Annotated in this window: 25 protein-coding genes; 21 read left to right on the top strand and 4 right to left on the bottom strand. The window is 58.5% G+C overall.

The features are described 5' to 3' along the window. Positions 1–3: 3 nt before the first annotated feature. The 11 genes from tssF (at position 4) to K419_RS0104730 (ending at position 10,578) form a co-directional block, all read left to right on the top strand. Entirely contained in the window at positions 4–1,776 is a 1,773-nt protein-coding gene (gene tssF, locus K419_RS0104780) for a type VI secretion system baseplate subunit TssF (RefSeq protein WP_026840585.1), read from the top strand. A gap of 14 nt (positions 1,777–1,790) precedes the next feature. Beyond that, the gene (gene tssG, locus K419_RS0104775; protein ID WP_026840584.1) at positions 1,791–2,801 is read left to right on the top strand and encodes a type VI secretion system baseplate subunit TssG; all 1,011 of its coding nucleotides are present in this window, start codon (positions 1,791–1,793) and stop codon (positions 2,799–2,801) included. A gap of 42 nt (positions 2,802–2,843) precedes the next feature. Beyond that, positions 2,844–3,950 (top strand): hypothetical protein, encoded by a 1,107-nt coding sequence (locus tag K419_RS0104770; protein WP_026840583.1) that lies wholly within the window; start codon positions 2,844–2,846, stop codon positions 3,948–3,950. Position 3,951: 1 nt separating this feature from the next. Beyond that, entirely contained in the window at positions 3,952–4,779 is an 828-nt protein-coding gene (locus tag K419_RS0104765) for an ankyrin repeat domain-containing protein (RefSeq protein WP_026840582.1), read from the top strand. A 36-nt stretch (positions 4,780–4,815) separates the two neighbouring features. Further along, a complete protein-coding gene (locus tag K419_RS0104760; protein WP_026840581.1) occupies positions 4,816–6,867 on the top strand; it encodes a type VI secretion system Vgr family protein in 2,052 nt (683 codons plus the stop codon). A 35-nt stretch (positions 6,868–6,902) separates the two neighbouring features. Then, the gene (locus tag K419_RS0104755) at positions 6,903–7,436 is read left to right on the top strand and encodes a DUF4123 domain-containing protein (protein ID WP_026840580.1); all 534 of its coding nucleotides are present in this window, start codon (positions 6,903–6,905) and stop codon (positions 7,434–7,436) included. 20 nt (positions 7,437–7,456) lie between these two features. Next, positions 7,457–7,855, top strand: a complete 399-nt coding sequence (locus K419_RS0104750; RefSeq protein ID WP_026840579.1) for a hypothetical protein — start codon at positions 7,457–7,459, stop codon at positions 7,853–7,855. A gap of 177 nt (positions 7,856–8,032) precedes the next feature. Continuing rightward, positions 8,033–8,776 carry a DUF3793 family protein gene (locus K419_RS21605; RefSeq protein ID WP_026840578.1) on the top strand — a complete coding sequence of 248 codons (744 nt, stop codon included), beginning with the start codon at positions 8,033–8,035 and terminating at the stop codon, positions 8,774–8,776. A 52-nt stretch (positions 8,777–8,828) separates the two neighbouring features. Then, a complete protein-coding gene (locus K419_RS0104740; protein WP_026840577.1) occupies positions 8,829–9,119 on the top strand; it encodes a DUF2325 domain-containing protein in 291 nt (96 codons plus the stop codon). A gap of 171 nt (positions 9,120–9,290) precedes the next feature. Then, positions 9,291–9,878 carry a phosphatase PAP2 family protein gene (locus K419_RS0104735; RefSeq protein ID WP_226377638.1) on the top strand — a complete coding sequence of 196 codons (588 nt, stop codon included), beginning with the start codon at positions 9,291–9,293 and terminating at the stop codon, positions 9,876–9,878. Between the two features lie 253 nt (positions 9,879–10,131). After that, positions 10,132–10,578 carry a hypothetical protein gene (locus K419_RS0104730; RefSeq protein WP_026840575.1) on the top strand — a complete coding sequence of 149 codons (447 nt, stop codon included), beginning with the start codon at positions 10,132–10,134 and terminating at the stop codon, positions 10,576–10,578. Between the two features lie 84 nt (positions 10,579–10,662). Here K419_RS0104730 and K419_RS0104725 read toward each other — a convergent pair whose 3' ends face one another. Beyond that, a complete protein-coding gene (locus K419_RS0104725) occupies positions 10,663–12,927 on the bottom strand; it encodes a Tex family protein (RefSeq protein WP_084154130.1) in 2,265 nt (754 codons plus the stop codon). A 305-nt stretch (positions 12,928–13,232) separates the two neighbouring features. Between K419_RS0104725 and K419_RS0104720 the strand changes: the two genes are divergently transcribed. The 8 genes from K419_RS0104720 to K419_RS0104685 all read left to right on the top strand — a co-directional run bounded on the left by K419_RS0104720 (position 13,233) and on the right by K419_RS0104685 (position 19,770). Continuing rightward, on the top strand, positions 13,233–13,688 hold the full coding sequence (locus K419_RS0104720; protein WP_026840573.1) for a deoxycytidylate deaminase: 456 nt from the start codon (positions 13,233–13,235) through the stop codon (positions 13,686–13,688). Beyond that, a complete protein-coding gene (nrdR, locus tag K419_RS0104715; protein WP_026840572.1) occupies positions 13,685–14,137 on the top strand; it encodes a transcriptional regulator NrdR in 453 nt (150 codons plus the stop codon). Before K419_RS0104720 ends, nrdR begins: the two co-directional genes overlap by 4 nt. A 9-nt stretch (positions 14,138–14,146) precedes the next feature. Further along, complete coding sequence (ribD, locus tag K419_RS0104710; RefSeq protein WP_026840571.1) at positions 14,147–15,256, top strand: bifunctional diaminohydroxyphosphoribosylaminopyrimidine deaminase/5-amino-6-(5-phosphoribosylamino)uracil reductase RibD; 1,110 nt, start codon at positions 14,147–14,149, stop codon at positions 15,254–15,256. A 138-nt stretch (positions 15,257–15,394) separates the two neighbouring features. Further along, positions 15,395–16,039 (top strand): riboflavin synthase, encoded by a 645-nt coding sequence (locus K419_RS0104705; protein ID WP_026840570.1) that lies wholly within the window; start codon positions 15,395–15,397, stop codon positions 16,037–16,039. Between the two features lie 106 nt (positions 16,040–16,145). Continuing rightward, complete coding sequence (locus K419_RS0104700) at positions 16,146–17,348, top strand: bifunctional 3,4-dihydroxy-2-butanone-4-phosphate synthase/GTP cyclohydrolase II (RefSeq protein ID WP_026840569.1); 1,203 nt, start codon at positions 16,146–16,148, stop codon at positions 17,346–17,348. A gap of 147 nt (positions 17,349–17,495) precedes the next feature. After that, positions 17,496–17,963, top strand: coding sequence for a 6,7-dimethyl-8-ribityllumazine synthase (gene ribH / locus K419_RS0104695; RefSeq protein WP_026840568.1), 468 nt, complete (start codon positions 17,496–17,498; stop codon positions 17,961–17,963). Then, positions 17,964–18,401, top strand: a complete 438-nt coding sequence (nusB, locus tag K419_RS0104690) for a transcription antitermination factor NusB (protein ID WP_026840567.1) — start codon at positions 17,964–17,966, stop codon at positions 18,399–18,401. 58 nt (positions 18,402–18,459) lie between these two features. Further along, complete coding sequence (locus tag K419_RS0104685; protein WP_026840566.1) at positions 18,460–19,770, top strand: homoserine dehydrogenase; 1,311 nt, start codon at positions 18,460–18,462, stop codon at positions 19,768–19,770. Between the two features lie 381 nt (positions 19,771–20,151). Here the strand turns inward: K419_RS0104685 and K419_RS0104680 are convergent, their stop codons facing one another. The 3 genes from K419_RS0104680 to K419_RS0104670 all read right to left on the bottom strand — a co-directional run bounded on the left by K419_RS0104680 (position 20,152) and on the right by K419_RS0104670 (position 21,476). After that, positions 20,152–20,703 carry a hemerythrin domain-containing protein gene (locus K419_RS0104680; protein WP_026840565.1) on the bottom strand — a complete coding sequence of 184 codons (552 nt, stop codon included), beginning with the start codon at positions 20,701–20,703 and terminating at the stop codon, positions 20,152–20,154. Positions 20,704–20,705: 2 nt separating this feature from the next. After that, positions 20,706–21,164, bottom strand: a complete 459-nt coding sequence (locus K419_RS21600; RefSeq protein ID WP_051292874.1) for a hypothetical protein — start codon at positions 21,162–21,164, stop codon at positions 20,706–20,708. 87 nt (positions 21,165–21,251) lie between these two features. After that, entirely contained in the window at positions 21,252–21,476 is a 225-nt protein-coding gene (locus K419_RS0104670) for a hypothetical protein (RefSeq protein ID WP_026840564.1), read from the bottom strand. Between the two features lie 184 nt (positions 21,477–21,660). Here K419_RS0104670 and K419_RS21595 point away from each other — a divergent pair, with 184 nt between their 5' ends. Together K419_RS21595 and K419_RS0104660 are read left to right on the top strand one after the other, a co-directional pair. After that, positions 21,661–22,314, top strand: coding sequence for a peroxiredoxin-like family protein (locus K419_RS21595; RefSeq protein WP_084154114.1), 654 nt, complete (start codon positions 21,661–21,663; stop codon positions 22,312–22,314). 123 nt (positions 22,315–22,437) lie between these two features. Further along, the gene (locus K419_RS0104660) at positions 22,438–23,523 is read left to right on the top strand and encodes a 6-phosphofructokinase (RefSeq protein WP_026840563.1); all 1,086 of its coding nucleotides are present in this window, start codon (positions 22,438–22,440) and stop codon (positions 23,521–23,523) included. Positions 23,524–23,548 lie beyond the last annotated feature (25 nt).

Raw genomic sequence — 23,548 nt, 5'->3', positions numbered from 1 at the left:
TAAATGGGTGATGATTTCCTAGACTATTACGAAAAGGAACTCAGCTTCATTCGCGAGATGGGGAGCGAGTTCGCCAGGAAATATCCAAGCATTGCGGGAAGGCTTCTGCTTGAGCCGGACAGGTGCGAGGATCCGCATGTCGAGAGGCTCATCGAAGCCTTTGCCCTTATCTGCGCGAGGATGCACAAAAAGCTCGACGACGACTTCCCGGAAATCACGCAGTCCCTTCTGAACGTTCTTTACCCGCACTGCACGAACCCCATACCTTCTCTGTCGGTGGTCAGATTCTCTCCCCTGACGAAGAACGTTCCTGACACCGGCTACCTGATCCCGAAAGGGACGACCATGTTTTACCGGGCGCTCGACGGCGTTCGCTGCCGGTTCGCCACCGCCTACCCGGTGACGCTTTGGCCTATGGAAGTGGCGCATGCTGCGCTAGCGGATCAGGTCATCACAATCAGGTTGAAGCTCCACAACAAGGTAACCTTCGCGCGCTTCCCCCCCGACAGCATCCGTTTTTACCTCAATGGGCAGCGCCAGCACACCTTTCAGCTCTACGAGCAGTTGCTCAATAACGTCTCCCGCATCGAATGCGTGGCGGTCGGGAAAAAGATCCCCCCTGTAGCCCTGCCTAAAAACTGCATCCGCCCGGTGGGATTCGATGAAGATGAGATGCTGCTCCCCTTCCCAAGGCAGTCGTTCAAGGGGTACCGCCTGCTGTTGGAATACTTCGCCTTCCCGGAAAAGTACCTCTTCCTGGAAGTGGCAGGACTCTCCTCTGCGCCCCTCAGGGATTTTGGAGACACGCTGGATCTGACCATACATCTCGACCATGCAGCTGAACCTTCCTTACCTGTTAGCGCCGAAACCTTCTGTCTAAATGCCACCCCCGCCGTAAACCTCTTCAGCAAAATAGCTGAGCCGATCCGGATCGAACACCGGCAGACAGAGTACCGGGTCGTCCCCGATTTACGGTCCCCCGAAGCGATGGAGATCTTCAGCATCGACCGAGTAAGCGGCATATCGGATACGCCCACCCCGGTCACCAGGGTCTACCGGCCGCTCTATGAAATTACCCGCCCCGACGGCGGAAGCACCGACAACATCGAAGGGGTATGGTGGCTAATGCAGCGCAAGGCTTCAGGAATAGCTGGGGATAGCGGCACCGAGGTCTTTCTCTCCTTTTGCGATCTCGCTTCAGATCCCGCCGATCCGCCAGATGAAACCGTGACCCTGCGGCTGATCTGCAGCAACCGCGATCTTCCCGGCACGCTTCCGTGGGGGGATCCGGCTGGCGATTTCGGTATCGAGGCTGCTGCGCCGGTCGAAGCGATCAATGCCATGGTCAGGCCGACGGCAGTGCGTCGTCCCGCCTTGTCCGGCGCTTCGCAATGGCGGCTCATCTCGCATCTTTCCCTCAACCATCTTTCGCTTCTGGAATCTGAGGGGGCAGCGCTCAAGGACATGCTGAGGCTGTACAACTTCGAGGATTCCCCCGCGACACGACAGCAGATAAATGGAATCGTGTCGGTCTCATCCCGTCACGTCACCAGGAGGATAGGCGCTCTTTTTTGTCGTGGCGTCGAAGTCACCATCGAGTTCGACGAGCGGCAGTTTGTCGGGAACGGTGTTTACCTTTTCGCCTCTGTCCTGGAGAGGTTCCTGGGAGAGTACGTCTCGCTGAATTCCTTCGTGCAACTGGTCGCCAAAAGTCGCCAACGTAAGGAGGTCATGAAGAAATGGCCGCCCAGGAACGGGGACCGGGTGCTGCTGTGACAGGAGGTGAGGTGATGCATTCAGCCGGGACCGAAGAGTGTCCAAAAGCAAGAAAGCGCCTGTTGCGGGAGTTTCACCGCCACTCCTTTTTCCAGGCGGTGAACTATCTGGAACGAAGCCGGTTGGAGGGGCGCGATCTCGGGCAGGCCTTGAGTCCGAAAGAGGAGCCGGTCCGCTTCCGCGCCCGCACCGGCTTTTCGTTTCCTGCCAGTGACATAGCGAACCTGGAGGAAGGAAAGGACGGAGCTCCCCCGCAGATGGAGGTGGCGTTTATGGGAGCGGTCGGGCCGTCGGGAACGCTCCCTGACTGGTACCACGAACTGGCGCTGGAGCGGGGGCGGGCAAAGGATCCGGCGATGATGGCCTTTTACGATCTCTTCCATCACCGGCTCATTTCGTTGTTTTACCTTGTCTGGAAGCGAAGCCGCGTCATGCCTGGCAAGAAGAGCGACCATTCGGACCGCTTTTCCAACTATCTCCTGAATCTCATCGGGCTGGGAACACCGGGACTCTCCGGGGTCTGCTCCCCTGGACGGGTACCGCTTTTCTTCTGTGGACAGATCTCCCGAAACATCCCCACCGCTGGAATGGTAGCCGCGGTGGTGCAGTACCAGCTAGGCTTGGCTGCGGAAGTGGAGCAGTTCGTGCCCAGGCTGATCACTTTGGAGCCGGAGGACAGGACGATCATTGGAGAAGGCAACTGCGAGCTTGGTAAAAATGCGAGCTGCGGCGGCGAAGTATGGGAGAGCCAGACAACCTTCCGCCTCTGTCTCGGCCCCATGTCGTTTCGAGAGTTCAACAACATGCTCCCCGGGGGGGAAAGGCTAACCTCGTTAGTCGCGTTGGTCAGGTATCTGGTAGGCGTGGAGTACGAGTTCGAGGTGCGGCTGGTTTTAAAGAAGGAAGAAGTCCCAACGTTGATGCTGGGAGAAGCAGGACCTGATGCACCAAGGCTTGGCTGGTCCATGTGGATGAACACGCCGGGGACGATGCTGTCTGACGATCCTTACGTGACACTGCAGTAAGTCTATGCAACCAGCCACTGAAATTGTGTAAAAGGAGCGGTCATGCTTGCAGATCCGATTAAGGCTGTTCTGGCACCACGCCTTGCGAGGATGATGTCGGGTGAACTCCAGAAAGTCGAGCAGGCCAAAACGGATGCCATGCGTCAGCACGAATACATGGTGGCGCGAGAATCCATTCTGGGAGATCTATCATCGATGCCTGTTTCCACCACGCAGGAGTGCATAAGAAACACGAAAGCGGCGCGGCGCAAGGAGCGACTTGACCTGGTGAGCAGAGAATTAGTCGCTTGCCCGAAGCATGCAACGGAAGCGGTCCGGCTGCGCAAGGACATGAATGAGGTTGAATATATGCGCTGTGCGAAGCACATTTACCTGGCCAACGATCCGAAAGCGCCCCCCGAACTGCGCGACAACCCGCCGCCCGGATTTTTGAAGCCAACGTCGGAGCAACTTAAATTAATGGGATTGGACCAGGATATGCTAACGCCGAAAAATAGTAACTTTAGAGCGGCCATATACCTAAAAGATCCTGTGGTTTGGGGAAGCGATCTCCAGCCGAGGAGCGTACTTGCTCTGAGAGGTTCTACGTCGGCAGAAGAGGATTGGATAAATAACTTCAATCAAGATGCCAACAGAGAGGCATCCTACTATAAAGCCGCTGTTGGGATAGGTCGTCTTATGGCCATGATGGGAGTTAGCATTCATATGGTCGGACATTCTTTGGGCGGTGGATTAACCAGTGCAGCCCAGGGAGCGAGCGGCCTTACAGCATCTACTTACAACTCAGCGGGTCTGCATCCTCGGACGGTTGCACGGTACTCACATGATACAGAACGAGCCGCTGTCGAGTCAGAGAAAATAACGGCTATTAGAGTAAAAGGCGAAGTGCTGACTAAGACACAGGAAGATTTTTTTGGATCAAAAGGCTTATCGCTTTTTGCCAACAAAGCCGTAGGCACCAAGCGGGATGTGGCGCCATATCACGATGAAGCCTCTTATCAGAACCTCAAATCGATTGGTTATATACCTAGTACCGAAGAGTACAATTCGTACCTACATGGAATGGATGAAGTAATAGCAGCAACAGAAAAAGGCAAAACAGCAGACGAAACAGCTTTGAAAAACTGCAGGGATAAAAGGAAACAATAATATGAGAACTATCTTTCCCGGAATAGTTACTGCTACTAAGGTTATAGGAGTGATTATTATGATGACTAATATTGCAAGTGCTGCACCAACCTTCAATTTGAGGCCTCCTCAGTACTACTTCGACAATCCTCAAACTCTGGACCTGCTGGCTGCAGCTATGGCCGGTGATACCGCTAATGCCAAAGAGTGTGTTGTAAAAGGAGCCAACCCAAATGATGAAGGTCCTATGAGGAGTCAGAACTATCGTCTGCGATTGCTCCACTACGCTGTAGCTGCCAAAAGCCCTGGTACTGCTCGTGTTTTGTTAGGTGTGGGAGCTGATCCGGAATTAAATGGGATGGGTTTCGGAAATGCTTTTGAGTTCGCTATAACTCTTCAGTACATCAATATGATGACATGCCTTCTCGAGCTTCGTCCCATTGATACATTGTCCAGGATCACCATTAAAAACATGCTGTTCGAGCTAGTTACACAGCCTTGTACTGCTTGTCTCGATCTACTTCTGAACCGTGGTGTACCAATCGATTATCCTGACGATGCCGAATACACGGTGATGATGCGGGCAATGGATTGTCAGGACTACGACATGGCTCAATGGCTTGTGTCGCGCGGTGCCTCCGTACAGGTAGAGGCTTATAACGGCGTGACCCCGGCTTATTCCGTACAGTTTCACCTGAATAAGTACAAGGTTGGCAGCCCCACCTATAAGAAGGTACTTCGTTTAAAGGAAATGATGCAAGAGCGAGGCGCTGTTTTCCCTCCACTTACACCTGCAGAAGTAAGGGCAAAGCGGGGAATAAAAGAAGATCCAAGATTGTATCAGCATTAGCTCTCGCAGCGTATTTCCGCGCAAACAGGGACCTCCATGGCCTATACGCAGGAAAATAAACTTATCTCCATAGTGACTCCGCTTGGCCCTGACGTGTTGCTACTGACGGCATTTAGCGGAGCAGAAAGCATCTCGAAGATGTTCAACTTCGAGCTCTCGATGGTCTCTGAAAACCATGGAGTTTCTTTCGATGGGATCATCGGCAAAGGCGTGACCGTCACCATCCAGTTGGCAGACGACGGCAAGCGTTACCTCAACGGAATCATCTCCAGCTTCTCGCAAGGCAGAGGCGGAGGAGAAGAGGGGACCGACGCGAGGTTCAGCTACTACCGCGCCACCATGGTTCCCTGGTTTTGGGTGCTGACCAAAAGGTCCGACTGCAGGATTTTTCAGAACCAGTCGGCGGTTGAGATCGTGCAGGAAGTATTCAAAGGCCACGGTTTCAGCAACTTCCGCCTTGAGCTTCGTTCCAGTTACACCCCCCGTGAATTCTGCGTCCAATACCGTGAGACCGACTACAATTTCGTCTCGCGCCTGCTTGAGGAGGAAGGCATCTTTTACTTCTTCGTACACGAGGCCGGCAAGCACACGCTGGTACTTGCCGACACTCCCGGAGCACATAAACCATGCCCCGGGCAAAGTACCGCGTCCTGCCAATTAAGCGCCAGCGCCGTCAGGGATAAGGATGTGATCACCTCGTTTGAAATCACCAGGCAACTCGGCGCCTCCAAGTACATCATCAACGACTTCAACTTCAAAGTACCGAAAGCAGGTCTCGCTGTCGAAGTGAAGGGGACAGACAAACGACAGGTCGGGAATCGCGAGATCTATGAACAGCCGGGAGGCTATGACAACAAAGCGGCCGGTGATTCATTGGCGAAAGTGCGTATGGAAGAAGATGAAGCGCATTCTATAGAGATCGCCGGTACTAGTGACTGCCGCAGTTTTACCTCCGGTTTCCGGTTCACCCTCAAAGAGCATCCTCACAAAGATCTGAACGCACAAGATTATCTGCTGGTGTCCTTGCATCATCAGGCAACCGAAGGGTACGGAGATGATGGCGGGGCTTCCTACGAGAACAGCTTCAATTGCCTGCCTTACACTGTCCCCTACCGCCCGCGCCGCCATACACCGAAGCCTGTCATACATGGCACCCAGACCGCGATCGTTGTCGGGCCGCCAGGAGAAGAGATCTACACCGACGAATACGGCAGAGTCAAGGTGCAGTTCCACTGGGACCGGGCTGGAAAAAACGACGATAAAAGTTCCTGCTGGATCAGGGTGAGCCAGTCCTGGGCAGGGAACGGTTGGGGAGCGCTCCAGGTACCTCGCGTAGGTCAAGAGGTTGTGGTGGATTTTCTGGAAGGGGATCCCGATCGGCCCATCGTAGTCGGGCAGCTCTACAACGGGGTGAACCTGCCGCCGTACTCCCTGCCTGTGCACAAAACAAAAAGCTGCACCAAGTCGCACTCCTCCCCCAAGGGTGAGGGCTTCAACGAAATCCGGTTCGAGGACAAAAAAGGTGAGGAGCAGCTCTTCATTCACGCGGAAAAGCAGCAGGACAACCGGGTAAAGGGTGACTCCCTGGAATGGGTGGGGGAGGATCGGCATCTGATCGTCGTGAGGGATCAGTACCGGCAGGTTTCGGGAGACCAGCATTTCACTGTGGCAGGAGACCGCAACGAGAAAGTGACGGGAACAGTATCAATCACCGTCGGCGCAGACCTGCAGCAAAAGATCGGCGGAAAACATGCGCTGGCCGCAGGAGAGGAGATCCATCTCAAAGCCGGGACGAGACTTATCGTTGAGTCAGGAGCCAGGATCTCTCTCAAGGTCGGCGGCAGTTTCATCGATATCGGCCCGGCCGGTGTGAGCATAGTCGGGCCTTCCGTCCTCATCAACCAAGGGGGGACAGCCGGGTTCGGTTCCGGAGCAAGTCCCGACCTGCCGCGACCGCCGAAAGAGGCGGACAGACCCGTTGCCGCAAAAGCCGACGGGACAGTGCGCGGCAAACCGCCAGAAGGTGGCGCCCAGGCTGCATCACTTAGATCGGCAGCAGGAGATCACAAGATGTTTTGCAATGTCTGAGAGCCGGAAGCTGCCGGTCCGTGAGACTGGAGATCATGAAAAACATCACGCTGAATGCCTTGAAAACAGAGCTCTTCTCCGACGAGCCCGCCACCGTCTTTGCCATCCTGGATGGGGCGACGGTTCCTGGCCTGACGCAGTATCTGTCAACCTTCAGTCCTCGGCACGTCTGCCTATACCCCGGTGAATTGGACCCTGATATGGCGGAGGTAGCTCCCTATCTTGCGTTATTGGAGCCCGATGCCGCGTTTACCGACTGGTTTTTGCGCTACGGGTGGGGAAGGGGATGGGGGATCTACGGAAAAACCGCCAGCCGGTTCAGTGAACTGCGCAGCCACTTCAGGCGCCTGGCGAAGGTGGCGGATCGGACGACAGGCAGGGCGCTTTACTTTCGATTTTACGACCCGAAGGTGCTGAAACTCTACTTGCTAGGGTGCAGCCCTCCTGAATTGCACGAATGCTTCGGTCCGGTGCAGCAGTACCTCGTCGAGGATGACGAGCCGACCCGGCTGACGAGGATGCACCTGGTCGATAACGAGCTGCGACAGGACTCTTTATCCTTCGGATAGCCAGAATAGGAGAAGACGATATGGACATCAGATCCGAAAAAATAGAAGAATTGGTGCGTGCCGCTTTTTTGGCCAAATTGGATGCCGCGTTCACACGGGACCTGCAAGACTACGTGCTGATGGATCAGGCCGAGCGTCACCGGTTTCTGACACTTGCCATGGCAATGGCAGGGGCGAGGGGACTGGTTTCCGAGCAGGGGATAGCTTCCTACGCTCTGGCTCTGTGGTATCTGGGAGTCGATTTCGAAGACAAAAGCGTCGAGCTAAAGGCATTGCTTGCCGGTCCATTGCCAGAGGTACGCAAAATTCACGCTATGAACAAATGGGTGGAAACCGTGATAGGTGACCCCGAAAACATAGCGACAGCCGACCAGGCACTATTCATGGCCCTCAAGCTCAGCGAGCCCTGGGGTAGATAGATTTTTTTCTCCCTCCCTCACAATTACATGTTGACACAGAGAAACATTCCCTCTATAAGTGATAACAGTTTTCATTATCGTGAAATTTGCTTTCCAGCCTAGGTGATTGCCTTGGCGGGAGCATCTCTGAGTCATGCGGCAAGTCGCTATGACTTGAGCAGACTCAGTGGAGGGGTTATGGCTGCAATCGGGAAGAGGGAAGATCGTCGTTGGGTGCAGACGGAACCTGCTGTGGCAGCGGTTGCTGCACGCTCGGCAAGACCGGGTTGGCAGGATTTCTCCCCGCTTTATACCGAAGACCGCGACTGTCTCGCCTCTTTCCTGGCGTTGGAACTGGCCGAAGTGCTGCAGGAAGCCAAGCCCGCGAACCTCGTCTGCCTCGCCAACAAGCGCCGTTCTTGCGGCCGCAACCTTTACCTGCTCTGGAAGGAGCACGGCCAGGCGCTCATCGAGGCAAGCGGGCTGAAGGTGCGGGTGTTGGCCGACCGTGGTAGCTCAGTGCTTCTGCTGCTTTACTCACAGTCCGCGTTGGGGGCTTTGCTGGATCAAAAAAGCGTACGTGTGATTTTGCAAAAGGCGGGATACCCCGAGCCGGACCGGTTCGAAGCGGTGCTGTCGGAACTGGAGCACCGGGTCGAGGGAGAGGGGTTCCCCCACGAGATCGGCGTGTTCCTTGGTTACCCGCTGAAGGACGTGGTGGGGTTCATGGGATGGGCGCCGCTCTCTTTCACTTGCCAGGGCCCCTGGAAGATCTTCGGGAACCCTGTGCCCAGCCTGGAACTGGCGGAAAATCATCGCAAATGCCGCTGCGAGATGTCGCTGCAGCTCGCTTCCGGTTGCAATCCGCTCGACTGCTTGAAACGGACCGCGCGCGGCGCGGGGGGGACGCCGGACCGGCAGCTGTTCTTGTCAGCAGCTTGAAAGTGGAATCGTTACCGGGATGGCTCGTGGCTGTTTTTGAAAGGAGGACGATATGTGCATAGCTCTTATTGGCGGCATGGACCGCTTAGGCAAACATTATCAGGAAGAGGCGGAGCGGGCGGGCATCTCGCTGCAGGTATTCAGCAGCTCCCAGACCAACATCGCAGCCAAGCTCAGGAAAGCCGACGCCATGGTCATCTTCACCAACAAGGTGTCGCACCGGGTGAAGATTGAGGCGATGCAGGTGGCGAAGGCGATGGACATCCCGGTCTTCATGCACCATGCCTGCGGAGTCTGCACCTTCAGAAATTGCCTGAAGTGCATCGCAGACCGGCAACAGTGATTACGCCTCCCGGGATCCATTCCGGTCCAGTTATGTCTTCATATTGGCAGCGGAATGTGGTAGGAGTATCGGGTTCTAAAATCCTCTCCCACCCGGGGTGATATGCACACGAGCCGGTTCGGCACATTTCAGAAAATGATCGGCAGTACTCTTGCGGCTGCGTTGATCACTGTGCTTGCTATCTTCTACCTCGATTTACCGCTGGCGACATTCGTAAAGAACCATCTCTACGCCAATACCTCGTGGTCGAAGCTTACTTCCGACATGCCGGACTTGCTGCTGCTGGTGGTGCTCTTTTCCATGCTGGCTTCACTGTCGGCATACCTGGTGAGATCGAGGCGAGGCCTTTACGACGCTACCACCTTCTTCTGCCAACTGGTGCTGTGGGTCGCCCCACTGTCCTACCTGGCCAAGATGGTGCTGAAGATCGCCTTCGGTCGCATCAACACCAGGTATTGGCTGCAGCATCCGGATCTCTACGGCTTCTACTTCTTCCAGATGCGGGAGAGGTGCGACGGCTTCCCCTCCGGCCACATGCTTGTCATAGTCGCCATCATTGCCGCCGTCTGGCGTTTCTACCCCAAGACCCGCCCCCTTTGCCTGTTAACTGGCACCCTCCTTGGCTGCGCTCTGATCGCGACCAACTATCACTTCCTGAGCGACGTTATTGCCGGTGCTTCCCTGGGGATCGCTCTGGAGGCGATATGCTGCCGCCTGCTGATACGCGAGCCGCTGCAACTCCCCGCGGACCGCTGCTGATCCTGGTAACCGCGGCCTCTGCAGGCCCGTCCAGCGCACCTTTCAGGACAGCCCCGGCCGCTTTTTCCCTTGCATCTGCTGCGGAATTCCCTTATATTTCAACAGCACATCAATGACATAAAACGCTTAAACCAACGATTCGTACAGATGTGGGACCGCAGTCGGGGCCCGCGTTCCTATAACGCAATGGAAAGGGTTTAGCCGCCGACGGTTAAGCCCTTTTTCTTTGAGCAACACAGGTCAGGGAGGCCCAATGCAAAAAAGAGTATTAGCGGCAGGAGACATGGTCGATTCGCAGTGCACGCGGTGCAAGGCACTTCTCAACCACACCATCATCGCCATGGTGGACGGACAGGTGGTCAGGGTGAAATGCAATACCTGCGGCAGCGAACACAACCATCGCCCTGCCAAAGAGCCGAAGGTTGCGGCGGCTAAGGCGCCCAAAGCGGCTAAAGAGGCAAAAACGCCTCGCGCCCGGTCGGTCAAGGCACCGGCCATCTCCGACGAGGCTGTCTGGGAAGAAATGATCCGTCCGCTCGACCCGGATCTCGCCGTCCCCTATAGCATGGAGGGGAAATTCCGGGCCAACACCCTTCTCACGCATCCGACCTTCGGCATAGGCGTCATAGCCTCCTCACAGGCAGGGAAAATCGAGGTTGTCTTCAAGGGTGGCCGCAAGCTCTTGAGAAGCGCCTGCTAGAGTAACCGGCAATACACAAAAAGGGGATGGAGCCCTCGAAGCTCCATCCCCTTTCTTTTTTCCCGGCAGAAAATTTCCGTGCCCTTATTTCTTCACCCTGAAACCCGCCTTTTCCCACGCCGACTGCTCGTTCACCGGCTTTTCTTTGGGCTGCGGCTTCCTGACTTCGGCGCTCTTCGGCGCCTTCTCGGGCCCCGCCTGCTTGATCGAGAGTGAGATTCTCTTTCTTTCCGTATCTGCCGAAAGCACCTTTACCTTCACGATCTCCCCGACCTTGACTGCATCGTTGGGGTCCTTGGTAAAGCGGTGCGAGAGCTGGCTTACGTGTACCAGCCCGTCCTGGTGCACCCCGATGTCCACGAAAGCGCCGAAGGCGGCGACGTTGGTCACCACCCCCTGCAGGATCATCCCCTCCTTCAGGTCGGCGATGGTCACCACGTCCTCTCTGAAGCTCGCGCTCTGGAACTGCTCGCGCGGGTCGCGCCCCGGTTTCTTCAGCTCCGCCAGGATATCCCGCAGCGTCGGGATGCCGATGGTGTCGGTCACGTAGCGCTCTATCCTGATCCCCGCCGAAAGACCCGGGTCCGCGACCAGTTGCGACAGGCTCACCCCGAGGTCAGCCGCCATCTTCTCGACCACCGCGTAGTTTTCCGGGTGCACCGCCGTATTGTCCAGCGGGTTCTCCCCGCCCCTGATCCTCAAAAAGCCCGCCGCCTGCTCGAACGCCTTGGGTCCGAAGCGCGCGACCTTCAAAAGCGACTGCCGCGACGCGAAGGCTCCCTGCTCGTCCCGGTGCCTGACGATGGCCCGCCCCTGGCTTTCCGAGAGGCCGGCAACGTAGGAGAGCAGCGCCCACGACGCGCTGTTCAAGTCGACGCCGACGAAGTTGACGCAGGATTCCACCACCGCGTCCAGCGCCTTTTTCAGCAGGGTCTGGTTCACGTCGTGCTGGTACTGGCCGACCCCGATGCTCTTGGGATCGATCTTCACCAGTTCGGCGAGCGGGTCCTGGAGCCTGCGTCCGATGGATATGGCGCCGCGGACGGTCAGGTCGAGTTCGGGGAACTCCTCCCTGGCGATCTCCGATGCTGAATAGATGCTGGCGCCCGCCTCGTTCACCATCACCGTCTCCGCCTTTATCCCCGCTTTCCTCAATGCGTCGCGCACGAAGATCTCGGTCTCGCGCCCCCCTGTGCCGTTGCCTATGGCAATGAGAAGGCAGTCGTTGCGCTGCACCATCCCCGCCAGTTCGGCGCCGGCCGCCTCCGCCTTGGCTCCGCCTGTGTGCGGGTAGATGGTGACATGCTCCAGGAAGCGCCCGGTCTCGCTGATCGCGGCGAGCTTGCAGCCGGTCCTAAGCCCTGGGTCGATCCCCAGCACCCGCCTCCCTCCGGCCGGCGGCAGGAGCAAAAGGTTCTTCAGGTTCTGCGCGAAGACGGCGATGGCCGCCTCGTCGGCGCGGGTCTTTGCCTCAAGCCGCAGTTCCACCTCGATCGAGGGGGCGATGAGCCGCTTGTAGGCGTCGGCGGCCGCCGCTTCCAGGACCCCCTTGAAGATGCTCTCCCGTTTGATCAACGCCCCCTTCAGCCTCCCGACGATCTCCTCTTCCGGCGCCAGCAGGGTGAGCCTTAAGACGTCCTCCTTTTCCCCGCGCCGCATGGCGAGCATGCGATGGGACGGTATCGACTTCAGCGGCTCCTGGTAGTCGTAGTACATCCGGAACTTGCCGTCTTTGTCGGCCCCTTCGCCGATCAACTGCGAACCGAATATCCCCTGCTCCCTGGTAAGGTCGCGCACCATGCCGCGCAGGTCCGCGTTCTCGCTCAGCTGCTCGGCGATGATGTGCGCCGCCCCTTCAAGGGCGGCCTCTGCGTCGGCTACGCCCGGCTCGGCGTTGACGAAGGGGGCCGCCGCCTCGGCCGGGCTTCCGCTGGTCAACTCCTGCGCCGCGATCAGCTCGGCCAGGGGCTCCAGCCCCTTCTCCCGCGCGATGGTGGCCTTGGTGCGGCGCTTCGGCTTGTAGGGGAGGTACAGGTCCTCCAGGTCGGTCTTCTTGCGGCAGCTCGCGATGCGAGCCGAAAGTTCCGGGGTGAGCTTTCCCTGCTCCTCGATACTTTTCAGCACCGTCACCTTGCGCTCGGACAGTTCGCGGTGGTAGATCAGCAGGTCCTCGATCTGGCGGATCTGGACCTCGTCCAGTTCCCCGGTCTGCTCCTTCCGGTATCGCGCGATGAAGGGAACCGTCCCCCCCTCGTTCAAAAGCGCCACCGTCTGGAGCACGCCGCCGCGCGGCAGCCCGCTTTCTTCGACTATGATTTCAAGCAATTGAGGTGTGTCTGTTGCGTGCATGGTCACTGGTTATCCTCCCGAAAAAAGAGGGTACTCTTACACTCTTTGGGCCTTTCGGGCAAGAACTTTCCCAATAGGGACCGACTCGGGCGACGGCTCGCTCATCCTGCCCGGCCGCCGCGAAAGACCTGCTAAATGTCCCGGCGCAGTCTCGATCCACTCCATTCGCTGCAGCCTCATCTGCGCCCGCACCGGCTCTTTGCAACACCTTTCACAGCTGCAACCGCCCGGCGCCTCTCTCACGCTTCTTGACCGGATTCGTGAAAACCGCTATTGTGGCCCAATTTCAAATGAGAGGACTATCTATGGGCCGTCCGAGTTGGGATGAATATTTCATCGAAATCACACGCCTGGTAGCCAAACGCTCCACCTGTCTCAGGCGGCAGGTGGGGGCGGTGCTGGTCAAGGACAAGAACATCCTTGCCACCGGCTACAACGGCGCACCCTCCGGGACCGCCCATTGCCTCGACATAGGCTGCCTCAGGGAGAAGATGGGGATCCCGTCCGGCGAGCGCCACGAGCTTTGCCGCGGTCTTCACGCCGAGCAAAACGCCATCATACAGGCGGCGAAGCACGGCACATCCATCGAGGGCGCGACCCTTTACTGCAACACCATGCCCTGCATCATCTGCTCTAAGATGGTGATCAACTCCGGCATCAAGCGCGTGGTGTACCTCTCGGGATATCCGGACCAGTTGGCCGAGGAGATGATTCGGGAATCCGGCATCCTGGTGGAAAAATACGAGGAGCCAAACCCATGAAATGTCCTTTCTGCAATTTTGCCGACAGCAAGGTAGTCGACTCCCGCCCGGACAAGGGTGGGGCCGCCATCAGGCGCCGGCGCGAGTGCGAGTCGTGCGGCAAGCGCTTCACCACCCACGAGCGCGTGGAGGAGGTCCTTCCCCTGGTCACCAAGAGGGACGGCAGGCGCGAACCCTTCGAGCGCATGAAGCTCGTCAACGGGATCCAGAAGGCCTGCGAGAAGCGGCCGGTCTCGGTGGAGACCATCGAGAAGATGGTCGATCGCCTGGAGACGCGCCTGCAGGAAAGCGGCGAGAGGGAGATTCCCACCACCACCCTCGGCGAATGGATCATGTCGGAATTGCACGGCGTCGACCAGGTGGCCTATGTCCGCTTCGCCTCGGTCTACCGCTCCTTCAAGGACATCAACGAATTCATGGAAGAACTGCAGGACCTGCTGAAAAAGTAGCGGGGGGACATGTCCGACCTACACCTTAAAATGATGCGCCTGGCGCTTTCCGAGGCCAGAAAGGGAGTCGGCAAGACGGCTCCCAACCCCGCCGTCGGCTGCGTCATCGTCCGTAACGGCGAAGTCGTCGGGGCCGGCTGGCACAAAAAGGCGGGGACTCCGCACGCCGAGGTGCATGCCTTGAAGGCGGCCGGCGCTAAGGCGGCCGGCGCCGACGCCTACGTGACCCTTGAGCCCTGCTCCCACTTCGGCAAGACCCCCCCCTGCGCCAAGGCCCTCATCGAGGCGAACGTGGCGCGCGTCTTCGTCGCCATGGTCGATCCCAACCCGCTTGTCTCCGGGCGGGGGATCCAGATGCTCAAGGACGCGGGGATAGCAGTCGAAGTGGGGCTCTTGGAAGAGGAGAGCCGCGAGCTGAACCTCCCCTTCATCAAGTGGATACAGACGAAGCTACCTTACGTGCTGCTGAAGAGCGCCCTTACCCTCGACGGCAAGAGCGCCACGGCAAGCGGCGACTCAAAGTGGGTGACCAGCGACCGTGCCCGGCGCGAAGTGCACCGGTTGCGTGGGCGTCTCGACGCCATCATGGTCGGCGTCGGCACCGTGGTGAAGGACGACCCGCTTCTAACCTGCAGGGTCCCCGGCGGCAAAGACCCGCTGCGGGTGATCGTCGACTCGACCCTCAGGATACCGCTCCATGCCGCGATACTGGGCGTGGAGTCGAAAGCCAAAACCGTCATAGCCACCTGCAGCGGCGACCAGGCGAAAATGGAAGCACTCAAGGCCCACGGGGTGGAGATCCTCACCTGCTGCGAGACAGATGGGCGAGTCGATCTTTGCGACCTCTTCGTTCAGTTGGGTGCGCGCGGCGTGCAGTCCGTGCTCCTCGAAGGGGGGAGTCACTTGGCCGGGGCAGCTCTTCGTGCCGGGCTCATCGACAAGTGCATGATCTTTCTGGCGCCGAAGCTCGTGGGAGGAGCCGGCATGGGGCTCTTCGCAGGGGAGGGCGCGACGCTTATGGCAGATGCCATCCGGTTGGAGCAGATGAGGGTGAAGCGAGTGGGAGTCGATCTCCTGGTGGAAGGCGTCCCCACAAAAACAAAAAGTCAGAACCCCTAACAAGGAGAACATCTGAGAAAATCTGAGCACAGGCAACAGCCCGAGAGAGCCAAAGTCTCAAGGTCTTGTTTCTCTCCGGTTCTTGGTTTCTCAGATGTCCTCAGATTTTCTCCGTGTTAACGGTTTAAGAGGTTTTTCATGTTCACAGGTCTGATAGAAACAGTAGGCGAGCTCGTCTCCATCGAGAAGCGCGGAGCCTCGGGTAGCCTCACGGTGAAGACGTCGCTGCCGCTGGACGAAGTCGCCATCGGCGCCTCGATCGCCATCAACGGCGCCTGCCTCACCGTGGTCCGCAAGGGGGGCGGGGCGGTGACCTTCGACATCTCGCCCGAAACCATCGACCGCACCGGCTTCAAGAACCTCAAAAGCGGCTCCCCTGTCAACATGGAGCGCGCCATGAAGCTCTCCGACCGCCTGGACGGGCACCTGGTTTCCGGGCACGTCGACTGCGTCGCCACCATCATCGAGCGGCGGGAGGTCGCCGGCAACATCGTCTTCTCCTTCCGGTTCCCGCCCCAGTACGGCAAGTACATCGCTGCCAAAGGCTCGGTTGCCATCGACGGCATCAGTCTCACCGTCAACACGGCCGGCCCCGACAGCTTCAGCATCAACGTGATACCTCACACCGCGGCAAAGACTACGCTCATCGGGAAGCGCGTGGGGGACGAGGTGAACATCGAGACGGACCTTTTGTGCCGGTACCTCGAACGCTTGCTGGCGGGCAGGGAAACAGGCGGCGAAGGAGTGACGCTGGACCTGCTGGCAAAAAGCGGCTTCATGTAACGGCTTTCTCTTTCACTTTGCCCCTTTTTTTGTTATGGTCGACGATCTAGATTCAGTTACGGGAGCGGGTGCATCCATCCCGACCCAGAGGAAGAGAGGTTAAACCATGTCTGTTGCAAGCATAGAGGAAGCGATTGAGGAGATCAGGGCCGGCAGGATGGTCATCCTCGCGGACGACGAGGATCGCGAAAACGAAGGCGACCTCACCATGGCGGCTCAGTGCGTGACGCCTGAGGCCATCAACTTCATGGCGAAGTACGGCCGCGGCTTGATCTGCCTCACCATGACCTCGGAGCGCTGCGACCGCCTCGACCTGCAGCCGATGGTGCAGACCAACACCTCATCCTTCGGCACCGCCTTCACCGTTTCCATCGAAGCGAAAAAGGGCGTTACCACCGGCATCTCTGCGGCGGACCGCGCGCATACCATACTGACCGCCGTGGCACCCGATGCCACGGCGGCGGACCTGGCGCGGCCGGGCCACATCTTCCCGCTCAGGGCCCGCAACGGCGGCGTCCTGGTGCGCTCCGGGCAGACCGAAGGCTCGGTCGACCTGGCGCGTCTCGCCGGGTTGGAGCCTGCCGGCGTCATCTGCGAGATCATGAACGACGACGGCACTATGTCGCGCATGCCCGAGTTGAAGAAGTTCGCCAAGGAGCACGGCATCAAGGTCTGCACCGTAGCCGATCTCGTCGCCTACCGCCTCAAGCACGAATCGCTGGTGCGCCGCTCGGTCGACGTAGCGCTTCCGAGCACATACGGCAGCTTCCGCGCCGTGGCCTTCGAAAACGACATCGACAAGTTGGAGCACCTGGCCCTGGTCAAAGGGGACATCAAAGGCGACGAGCCGGTACTGGTGCGGGTCCATTCCGAATGCCTCACCGGGGACGTCTTCGGCAGCGTCAGGTGCGACTGCGCCGATCAGCTGCACAGCGCCATGGAGCGGATCGAGAAGGAAGGAACGGGAGTAATCCTTTACATGCGCCAGGAAGGGCGCGGCATCGGGCTCACCAACAAGCTCAAAGCGTACGCACTGCAGGACCAGGGGCACGACACGGTGGAGGCCAACCTCGCCCTCGGCTTCAAGGCTGACCTCAGGGACTACGGCATCGGCGCGCAGATCCTGGTGAACCTGGGCGTGAAGAAGATTCGCCTCATGACCAACAACCCGAAGAAACTCATCGGCCTCCAGGGGTACGGCATCAACATCGTCGAGCGCGTTCCCATTGAGATCGCGGCTTCCAAAAGCAACGAGAAATACCTGAAGACCAAGCGCGAGAAGATGGGACACCTGCTGGAAAACATATAAAACAGATAAAGAGATAAAGCAGATAAAGATTAAGGAAAACCTGTAAAGCAAAGATATAGGAAAACCCAAAGCTCTTAGTTTTTCCTCAATCTGAATCTTCTTAATCTCAATCTTTATCTCTATCTTTATCTGAATTTGGGAGGCATCATGCCAAAATACGTAGAGGGAAAACTCAACGCCGAGGGACTTAGGTTCGGTATCGTCGTCGGCCGTTTCAACAGCTTCATCGGCGAGCGCCTGCTTGAAGGGGCTCTTGACGCGCTGCTGCGCCACGGCGCCGATGACGCGCAGATCACCGTGGTCCGCGTTCCCGGGGCCTTCGAAATCCCGCTTACCGCGCAGAAGATGGCCGGCAGCGGCAACTACGACGCCATCATCTGCCTGGGCGCCGTAATCCGCGGTTCCACCCCCCACTTCGACTACGTTTCCTCCGAGGTCTCCAAGGGGATCGCCCACGCTTCGCTCGCCACCGGCGTGCCCGTGGCCTTCGGAGTGCTGACCACCGATACCATCGAACAGGCCATCGAACGCGCCGGCACCAAGGCAGGCAACAAGGGTTTCGACGCCGCCATGACCGTCATCGAGATCGCCAACGTCTTCAAGGAGATGAAATAATTGACGACACGCAGAGAAGGGAGAGAACTTGCGCTACAGGCGCTTTACTCCAAGGACCTGGTGCTGCAGGACGCCAACACCACGCTAAAAAGGATCACTGAAAGCTTCAGCGAAGGTGAGGAGCCGACCCTGTCGGTCAACTCAAAGGCCTACGCCTTTGCTTCCGAACTGGTGAACGGCGTGGTCAGCAACCTGCAGGAAATCGACAGCCGCATCGCCGAAAAGTCCAAGCACTGGAGCATGGCCCGCATGGCGCGCGTGGACCTCAACATCCTGCGTCTGGCCGTGTTCGAGCTTTTGTTCCGCCCGGACATTCCGAAGAACGTCACCATGAACGAGGCCATCGAGGTTGCCAAGAAATTCGGCGCCGACGATTCCGCCTCCTTCGTCAACGGCATTCTCGACGAGATCGCCTCCACCGTGACCGACAAGGAGTAGCCGTACCGGGTCCTGCAGCGAAAACCCAAAATTATCATGTATTGACCAACGAGGGATTATGAAAGAGATAAAGATTGGCCTTCTCGGTTTCGGCACCATCGGCGCCGGTGTGGTAAAGCTTCTTGCCGCGAACAGCGCGCTTTTGACGGAGAAGACCGGCACCCGGATTTCCCTGAAGAGCATCGTCGACCTCGACATCACCACTGACCGCGGCGTCAACACCGAAGGGATCATCCTCACCCGCACCGCCGAAGAAGTGCTGACCGATCCGGAAATCTCCATAATCATCGAACTGATCGGCGGCTACGAGCCCGCCCGCAGCTTCGTCCTTAAGGCCATCTCTCACGGCAAGCACGTGGTAACCGCCAACAAGGCACTCCTGGCAGTTCATGGCGAGGAAATATACGCTGCCGCCAAGGCAAACGGCGTCGAAGTCCTTTTCGAGGCTGCCGTGGGCGGGGGCATCCCGGTCCTTTCCGCCATCAAGGGGAACCTGGCGGGGAACCGTTTCTCGACCGTGCTCGGCATCGTGAACGGTACCTGCAACTACATCCTGACCCGGATGACCCACGATGGAGCGGACTTCTCCGAGGTGCTGAAGAGCGCCCAGGAATTAGGCTATGCCGAAGCCGACCCCACCTTCGATATCGAAGGCGTCGACACGGCGCACAAGCTCTGCCTGCTGCTCTCCCTTTGTTTCGGAACCAAGATCGACCTGAAGGACATCTACTCCGAAGGGATCACCTCGATTTCTTCCGAGGACGTCGACTTCGCCAAGTCCCTCGGCTACCGCATCAAGCTTCTGGCCATAGGGAAGATGGACGACGGGCAGATCGAGGCGCGCGTGCATCCGACCATGATCCCGATCGACTACCCGCTGGCCGACGTGCACGGCGTGTTCAACGCCATCAGGCTCACCGGCGACTTCATCGGTCCGGTGATGTTCTATGGCAGGGGCGCGGGGATGGACGCAACCGCCAGCGCCGTCGTTGGCGACGTCATCGACCTTTCCCGGAGCATGGGGGCCGGCATCTCCCGCCGCTGCGCGCCGCTTGGGTACCTCGACGAGAAAGTCAGCACCCTGACGATCAAGCCCATGGGCGAGATCGTGAGCAAGTACTACATCCGTTTTCAGGCTCTGGACCGTCCCGGCGTGCTGGCCCGCATCGCGGGGGCCCTGGGAGCCAGCGGCATCAGCATCGCCTCCATGCTGCAGAGCGCGAGAAGCGCGAGCGAAGTAGTTCCCATCGTCATCATGACCCACGAGGCCCGTGAGTCAGACATGCGCCGGGCGCTTGCCGAAATCGACACCTACGAAGTCATCCGCGGCAAGAGCACCTTCATCAGGATCGAGGACAACCTCGAATAGAGCCGGGAAGGCGAGTAAATAAAATAGAAAGGGCGGGAGTCAATTTGACCCCGCCCTTTTTTTGATTCAAACCCGGAACACAGAGGACACTGGGTACCACGGAGGTCCCGGAGGAAAGCAAAAGCTTTTTGGTTAACCCAAAACGTTTTTCCTCCGTGTCCGCCCTGGCTTATCCTCGGTGACCTCTGTGATCCGCCTCTTAACCCCGGAACACAGAGGACACTGGGTACCACGGAGGTCCCGGAGGAAAGCAAAAGCTTTTGGGTTAACCTCAAGAAGCTTTTCCTCTGTGGTGAGTGCCTTTCGCCTTACCGGAAAAGCACCTCTGTGACCTCCGCGAACCTCCGTGACCTCTGTGTTCCGCCTTTTGGCTTTAAGCTTTTATCCTTCCGCCTCGTACTTTTCCACGACGCTACGGTAATGTGTCTCAAAACCTGCTTCCGACTTCTCCTCGGCCGTGCGGTAACCAGCCACGATATTCTCGCGCATCTCTTCCGGTAGCACCCGCTCCGCCAGGGGGTAGAGGATGTCATCCTCCTTGGCGATATGATCGCGTAAAAGCTCCAGGTAACCCCTCGCGTTGGCGACTATGGCTTCTTGCTGTCCCGCCTCGCCATTGAGAGCGCGGGTGGCGGCCTCCTCCATCGCTTTAACGAAGGCCCTGCCCAGGTCATGCTCCATCAGCATCGCCGCTACCGGACTGTTGGCCCTGGGCATGCCGTTTGCCACCAGGGCTTCGAACAGGACATCCTCCTCCTTGGCATGGTGGAAACGGTCGGCGTAATTCCTGATGAAGTCGACCCCGTCCAGGTAGAACTGGTAATTCTTGAAGGTGCCCTCTTCGGTGCGTTTCGCGTTCTGCTCCAAAAGGGCGAGCATGCGCAGGATCAGCTGGTGTTCGTCCTTGAGCCTCTGGGTGATGTCCTGTTTCATCCCTAGTTCCTCCTCTCCCCGTTGATGCCGATCACTGCGGTCTCCAGCGGTATCTCTTTCCCTGACTGGGTGAGCGCCTGTCTCACCATCATGTCCAGGCCGCGGCAGCAGGGGACTTCCATGATGGCGACGGTGATGCTCTTCACCTCGTTTTCCCTGAAGATCGTGGCTAGCTTCTCCACGTACGCGGCGCTGTCGTCAAGTTTGGGGCAGGCGATCGCCAGAGCCTTTCCCTTCAAGAGGTCGCTGTGGAAGCTTCCCAGCGCGAAAGCGACGCAGTCGGCCGCGATCAATATGTCGCTGTCCTGGAACCAGGGGGCGGTAGGGGGAACCAGGTGCAGTTGCACCGGCCACTGCCGCAACTCCGAAGCCGCCTTTACCGTGTTCTGCTGCTCAGTTGCCTCGCTCTTCTCGATAACCCTCGCCATGCTGCCCGGGCAGCCGCATCCTGCATGTGCCATGATGTTGTCTCCTGTTCTTAAAAAATTAGTTGTTAACGCTGTCGGTGTATGTGTATGTGTTGGTGTCCCGAACTAACCGGGCACTTGTTAATTTTCGGCTTTACGATCCAAATAGTCATTTATTTCTTTTTCTACCGAGGCTTCCTGTTCCTTGGTCAGCCCGTGAATGGAAACGACGTCCTTCAGGAGGCAGATGCCGACCTTGCAGGTGACGCAACCGATCTCGTAGCGGTTCAGGATGTCGCCGATCTCCGGGTGGCTCGCTATCACGTTCTGTATGGCCGCGTCTCCCAAGCCGTTTTTGAATTCCATCTGCTCCCTCCCTTGTGCGTTTCGTTGAACTGAAGATAACGCCGCCAAGGAAAATTGTTTATGACATGGGTCAAAAATATGCGATTGTCTGCATGCCTTGAAAAAAGGCGCTACTGTCGGGAATCATTGACCTCTTCATGGATCTGCGTAGAATTGGTGGCTAAAACAATAACCGGAGGGGGCTATGGAACATGATCTGAGGTCGCAAATAGATGCGCTGGAGCATTCGTATCGTGCCAACTCGCCGGAGAAGGCAGAGCTTCTCGACAAGGCATACCGGGACATCGCCGCCTGCGCCAGCACGGCCGGCGCTCCCAAGGCCGGTGCAGAGGCGCCCGATTTCACCTTGCCCAATGCCGTGGGCATTCCGGTCCAGCTGAGCGATGCGCTTGCCAACGGGCCGGTGGTCCTCACTTTTTATCGGGGGATCTGGTGACCGTACTGCAGCCTTCAGTTGAGGGCATACCAGAAAATCCTCCCCCAGGTCCTGCACTTGGGTGCGTCGCTCATCGCGGTTTCCCCGCAGAGCCCGGACAAGACCCAGGCCACGCTCTTGAAGAACTTCCTGCAGTACGAGGTGCTGAGCGACCTGGGAAATGAGGTGGGCCGCAGATACGGGCTGGTGTACCGGCTCCCGGACTGGGTGCGTCAGCTCTACATCTCGCTGGGGGTGAACCTTCCCGACTTCAATGCGGACCAGTCGTGGGAACTGCCTTTGGCCGGCACCTTCGTCATCGGTCGGGACCGGCGCGTCATCCTGAGCTACGTGGACAGCGATCCCAGGAAGCGTCTGGAGCCCCAGGCGATCCTCGACGCGCTGGGGGGGAAACCGGCTTAGCCTTCCCTCACCCCGACCCTCTCCCTCTGGGAGAGGGTGGCCGCAGGCCGGGTGAGGGCGGTGCCTCGAAGCTGAGCAAGAACCAGACGGAAAATGTCTTAATGCATTGAAACCGGAGGAAGAATGAGCATGAAGATTGGAATACTGACCGGGGGAGGGGATTGCCCCGGGTTGAACGCTGTCATCAGGGGGGTCGTCAAATCGGCCACCGGCCGCGGGTGGGAGGTCGTCGGGATCGAAGACGGTTTCGACGGATTCCTGCACCCGGAAAAGTGCCGCAATCTCGGGCTCGAAGAGGTGCGCGGCATCCTGCCGCTAGGAGGCACCATACTCGGCACCAGCAACAGGGGAAACCCGTTCTCCTTCCCCATGGTGCGCGAGGGGAAGGTGGAGCTGGTCGACGTCTCCGACGAAGTCTGTTCCCGCATCGAGCACCTTGGCCTTTCCGCCTTGATCGTGGTAGGGGGGGACGGCTCACTCAAAATCGCCCAGGAGATGATGCGCCGGGGCGTCCCCATCGTCGGTGTTCCCAAGACCATCGACAACGACCTGCTGGAAACCGACGTCACCTTCGGCTACAACACCGCCCTCGAGACCGCCACCGAAGCCCTCGACAAGCTGCATTCCACCGCCGAGAGCCACCACCGGGTCATGGTGCTCGAAGTCATGGGACGCTATGCCGGATGGATCGCGCTTGAGTCCGGGATAGCCGGCGGCGCCGACGTCATCCTCATCCCCGAGATCCCCTACGACATCGACAAAGTCAGCGAGGCGATACTCGCGCGCGGTCGCCGCGGCCGCCGCTTCAGCGTCGTCGTGGTTGCCGAAGGCGCTTTCCCCAAGGGAGGCGGGCGCGTGGTCAAGGAGGCCGCGGGCGGCAAGTCGGTCGTGGAACGTCTGGGCGGGGTGGGCGAGGCCTTCTCCCGCGAGTTGGGCGGGGTGCTGGAGATGGACATCAGGGTAACCGTGCTCGGGCATCTGCAGCGCGGCGGTTCCCCCTCGACCTTCGACCGCTGCATAGGAAGCCGCTTCGGGGTGAAGGCGGTGGAGCTGATAGAGAGCGGCGCCTTCGGTCACATGGTCTGCCTCAAGGGTCGTCATATCACCTCGGTGCCGATAGAGGACGCGGTGCGCAGCCTGAACCTCATAGATCCCGCCGGCGAGATGGTGCGTCACGCGGAGGCGCTCGGCATCATGCTGGGGAGGTAAGTTACTGTTGACTTTGACTAATGTC

This window comes from Citrifermentans bremense R1 (assembly GCF_000426865.1).
Lineage (GTDB): Bacteria > Desulfobacterota > Desulfuromonadia > Geobacterales > Geobacteraceae > Geomonas > Geomonas bremensis.
Note: the sequence above shows the minus strand (reverse complement) of the source record. Positions and strands in the feature narration are given on the sequence as shown.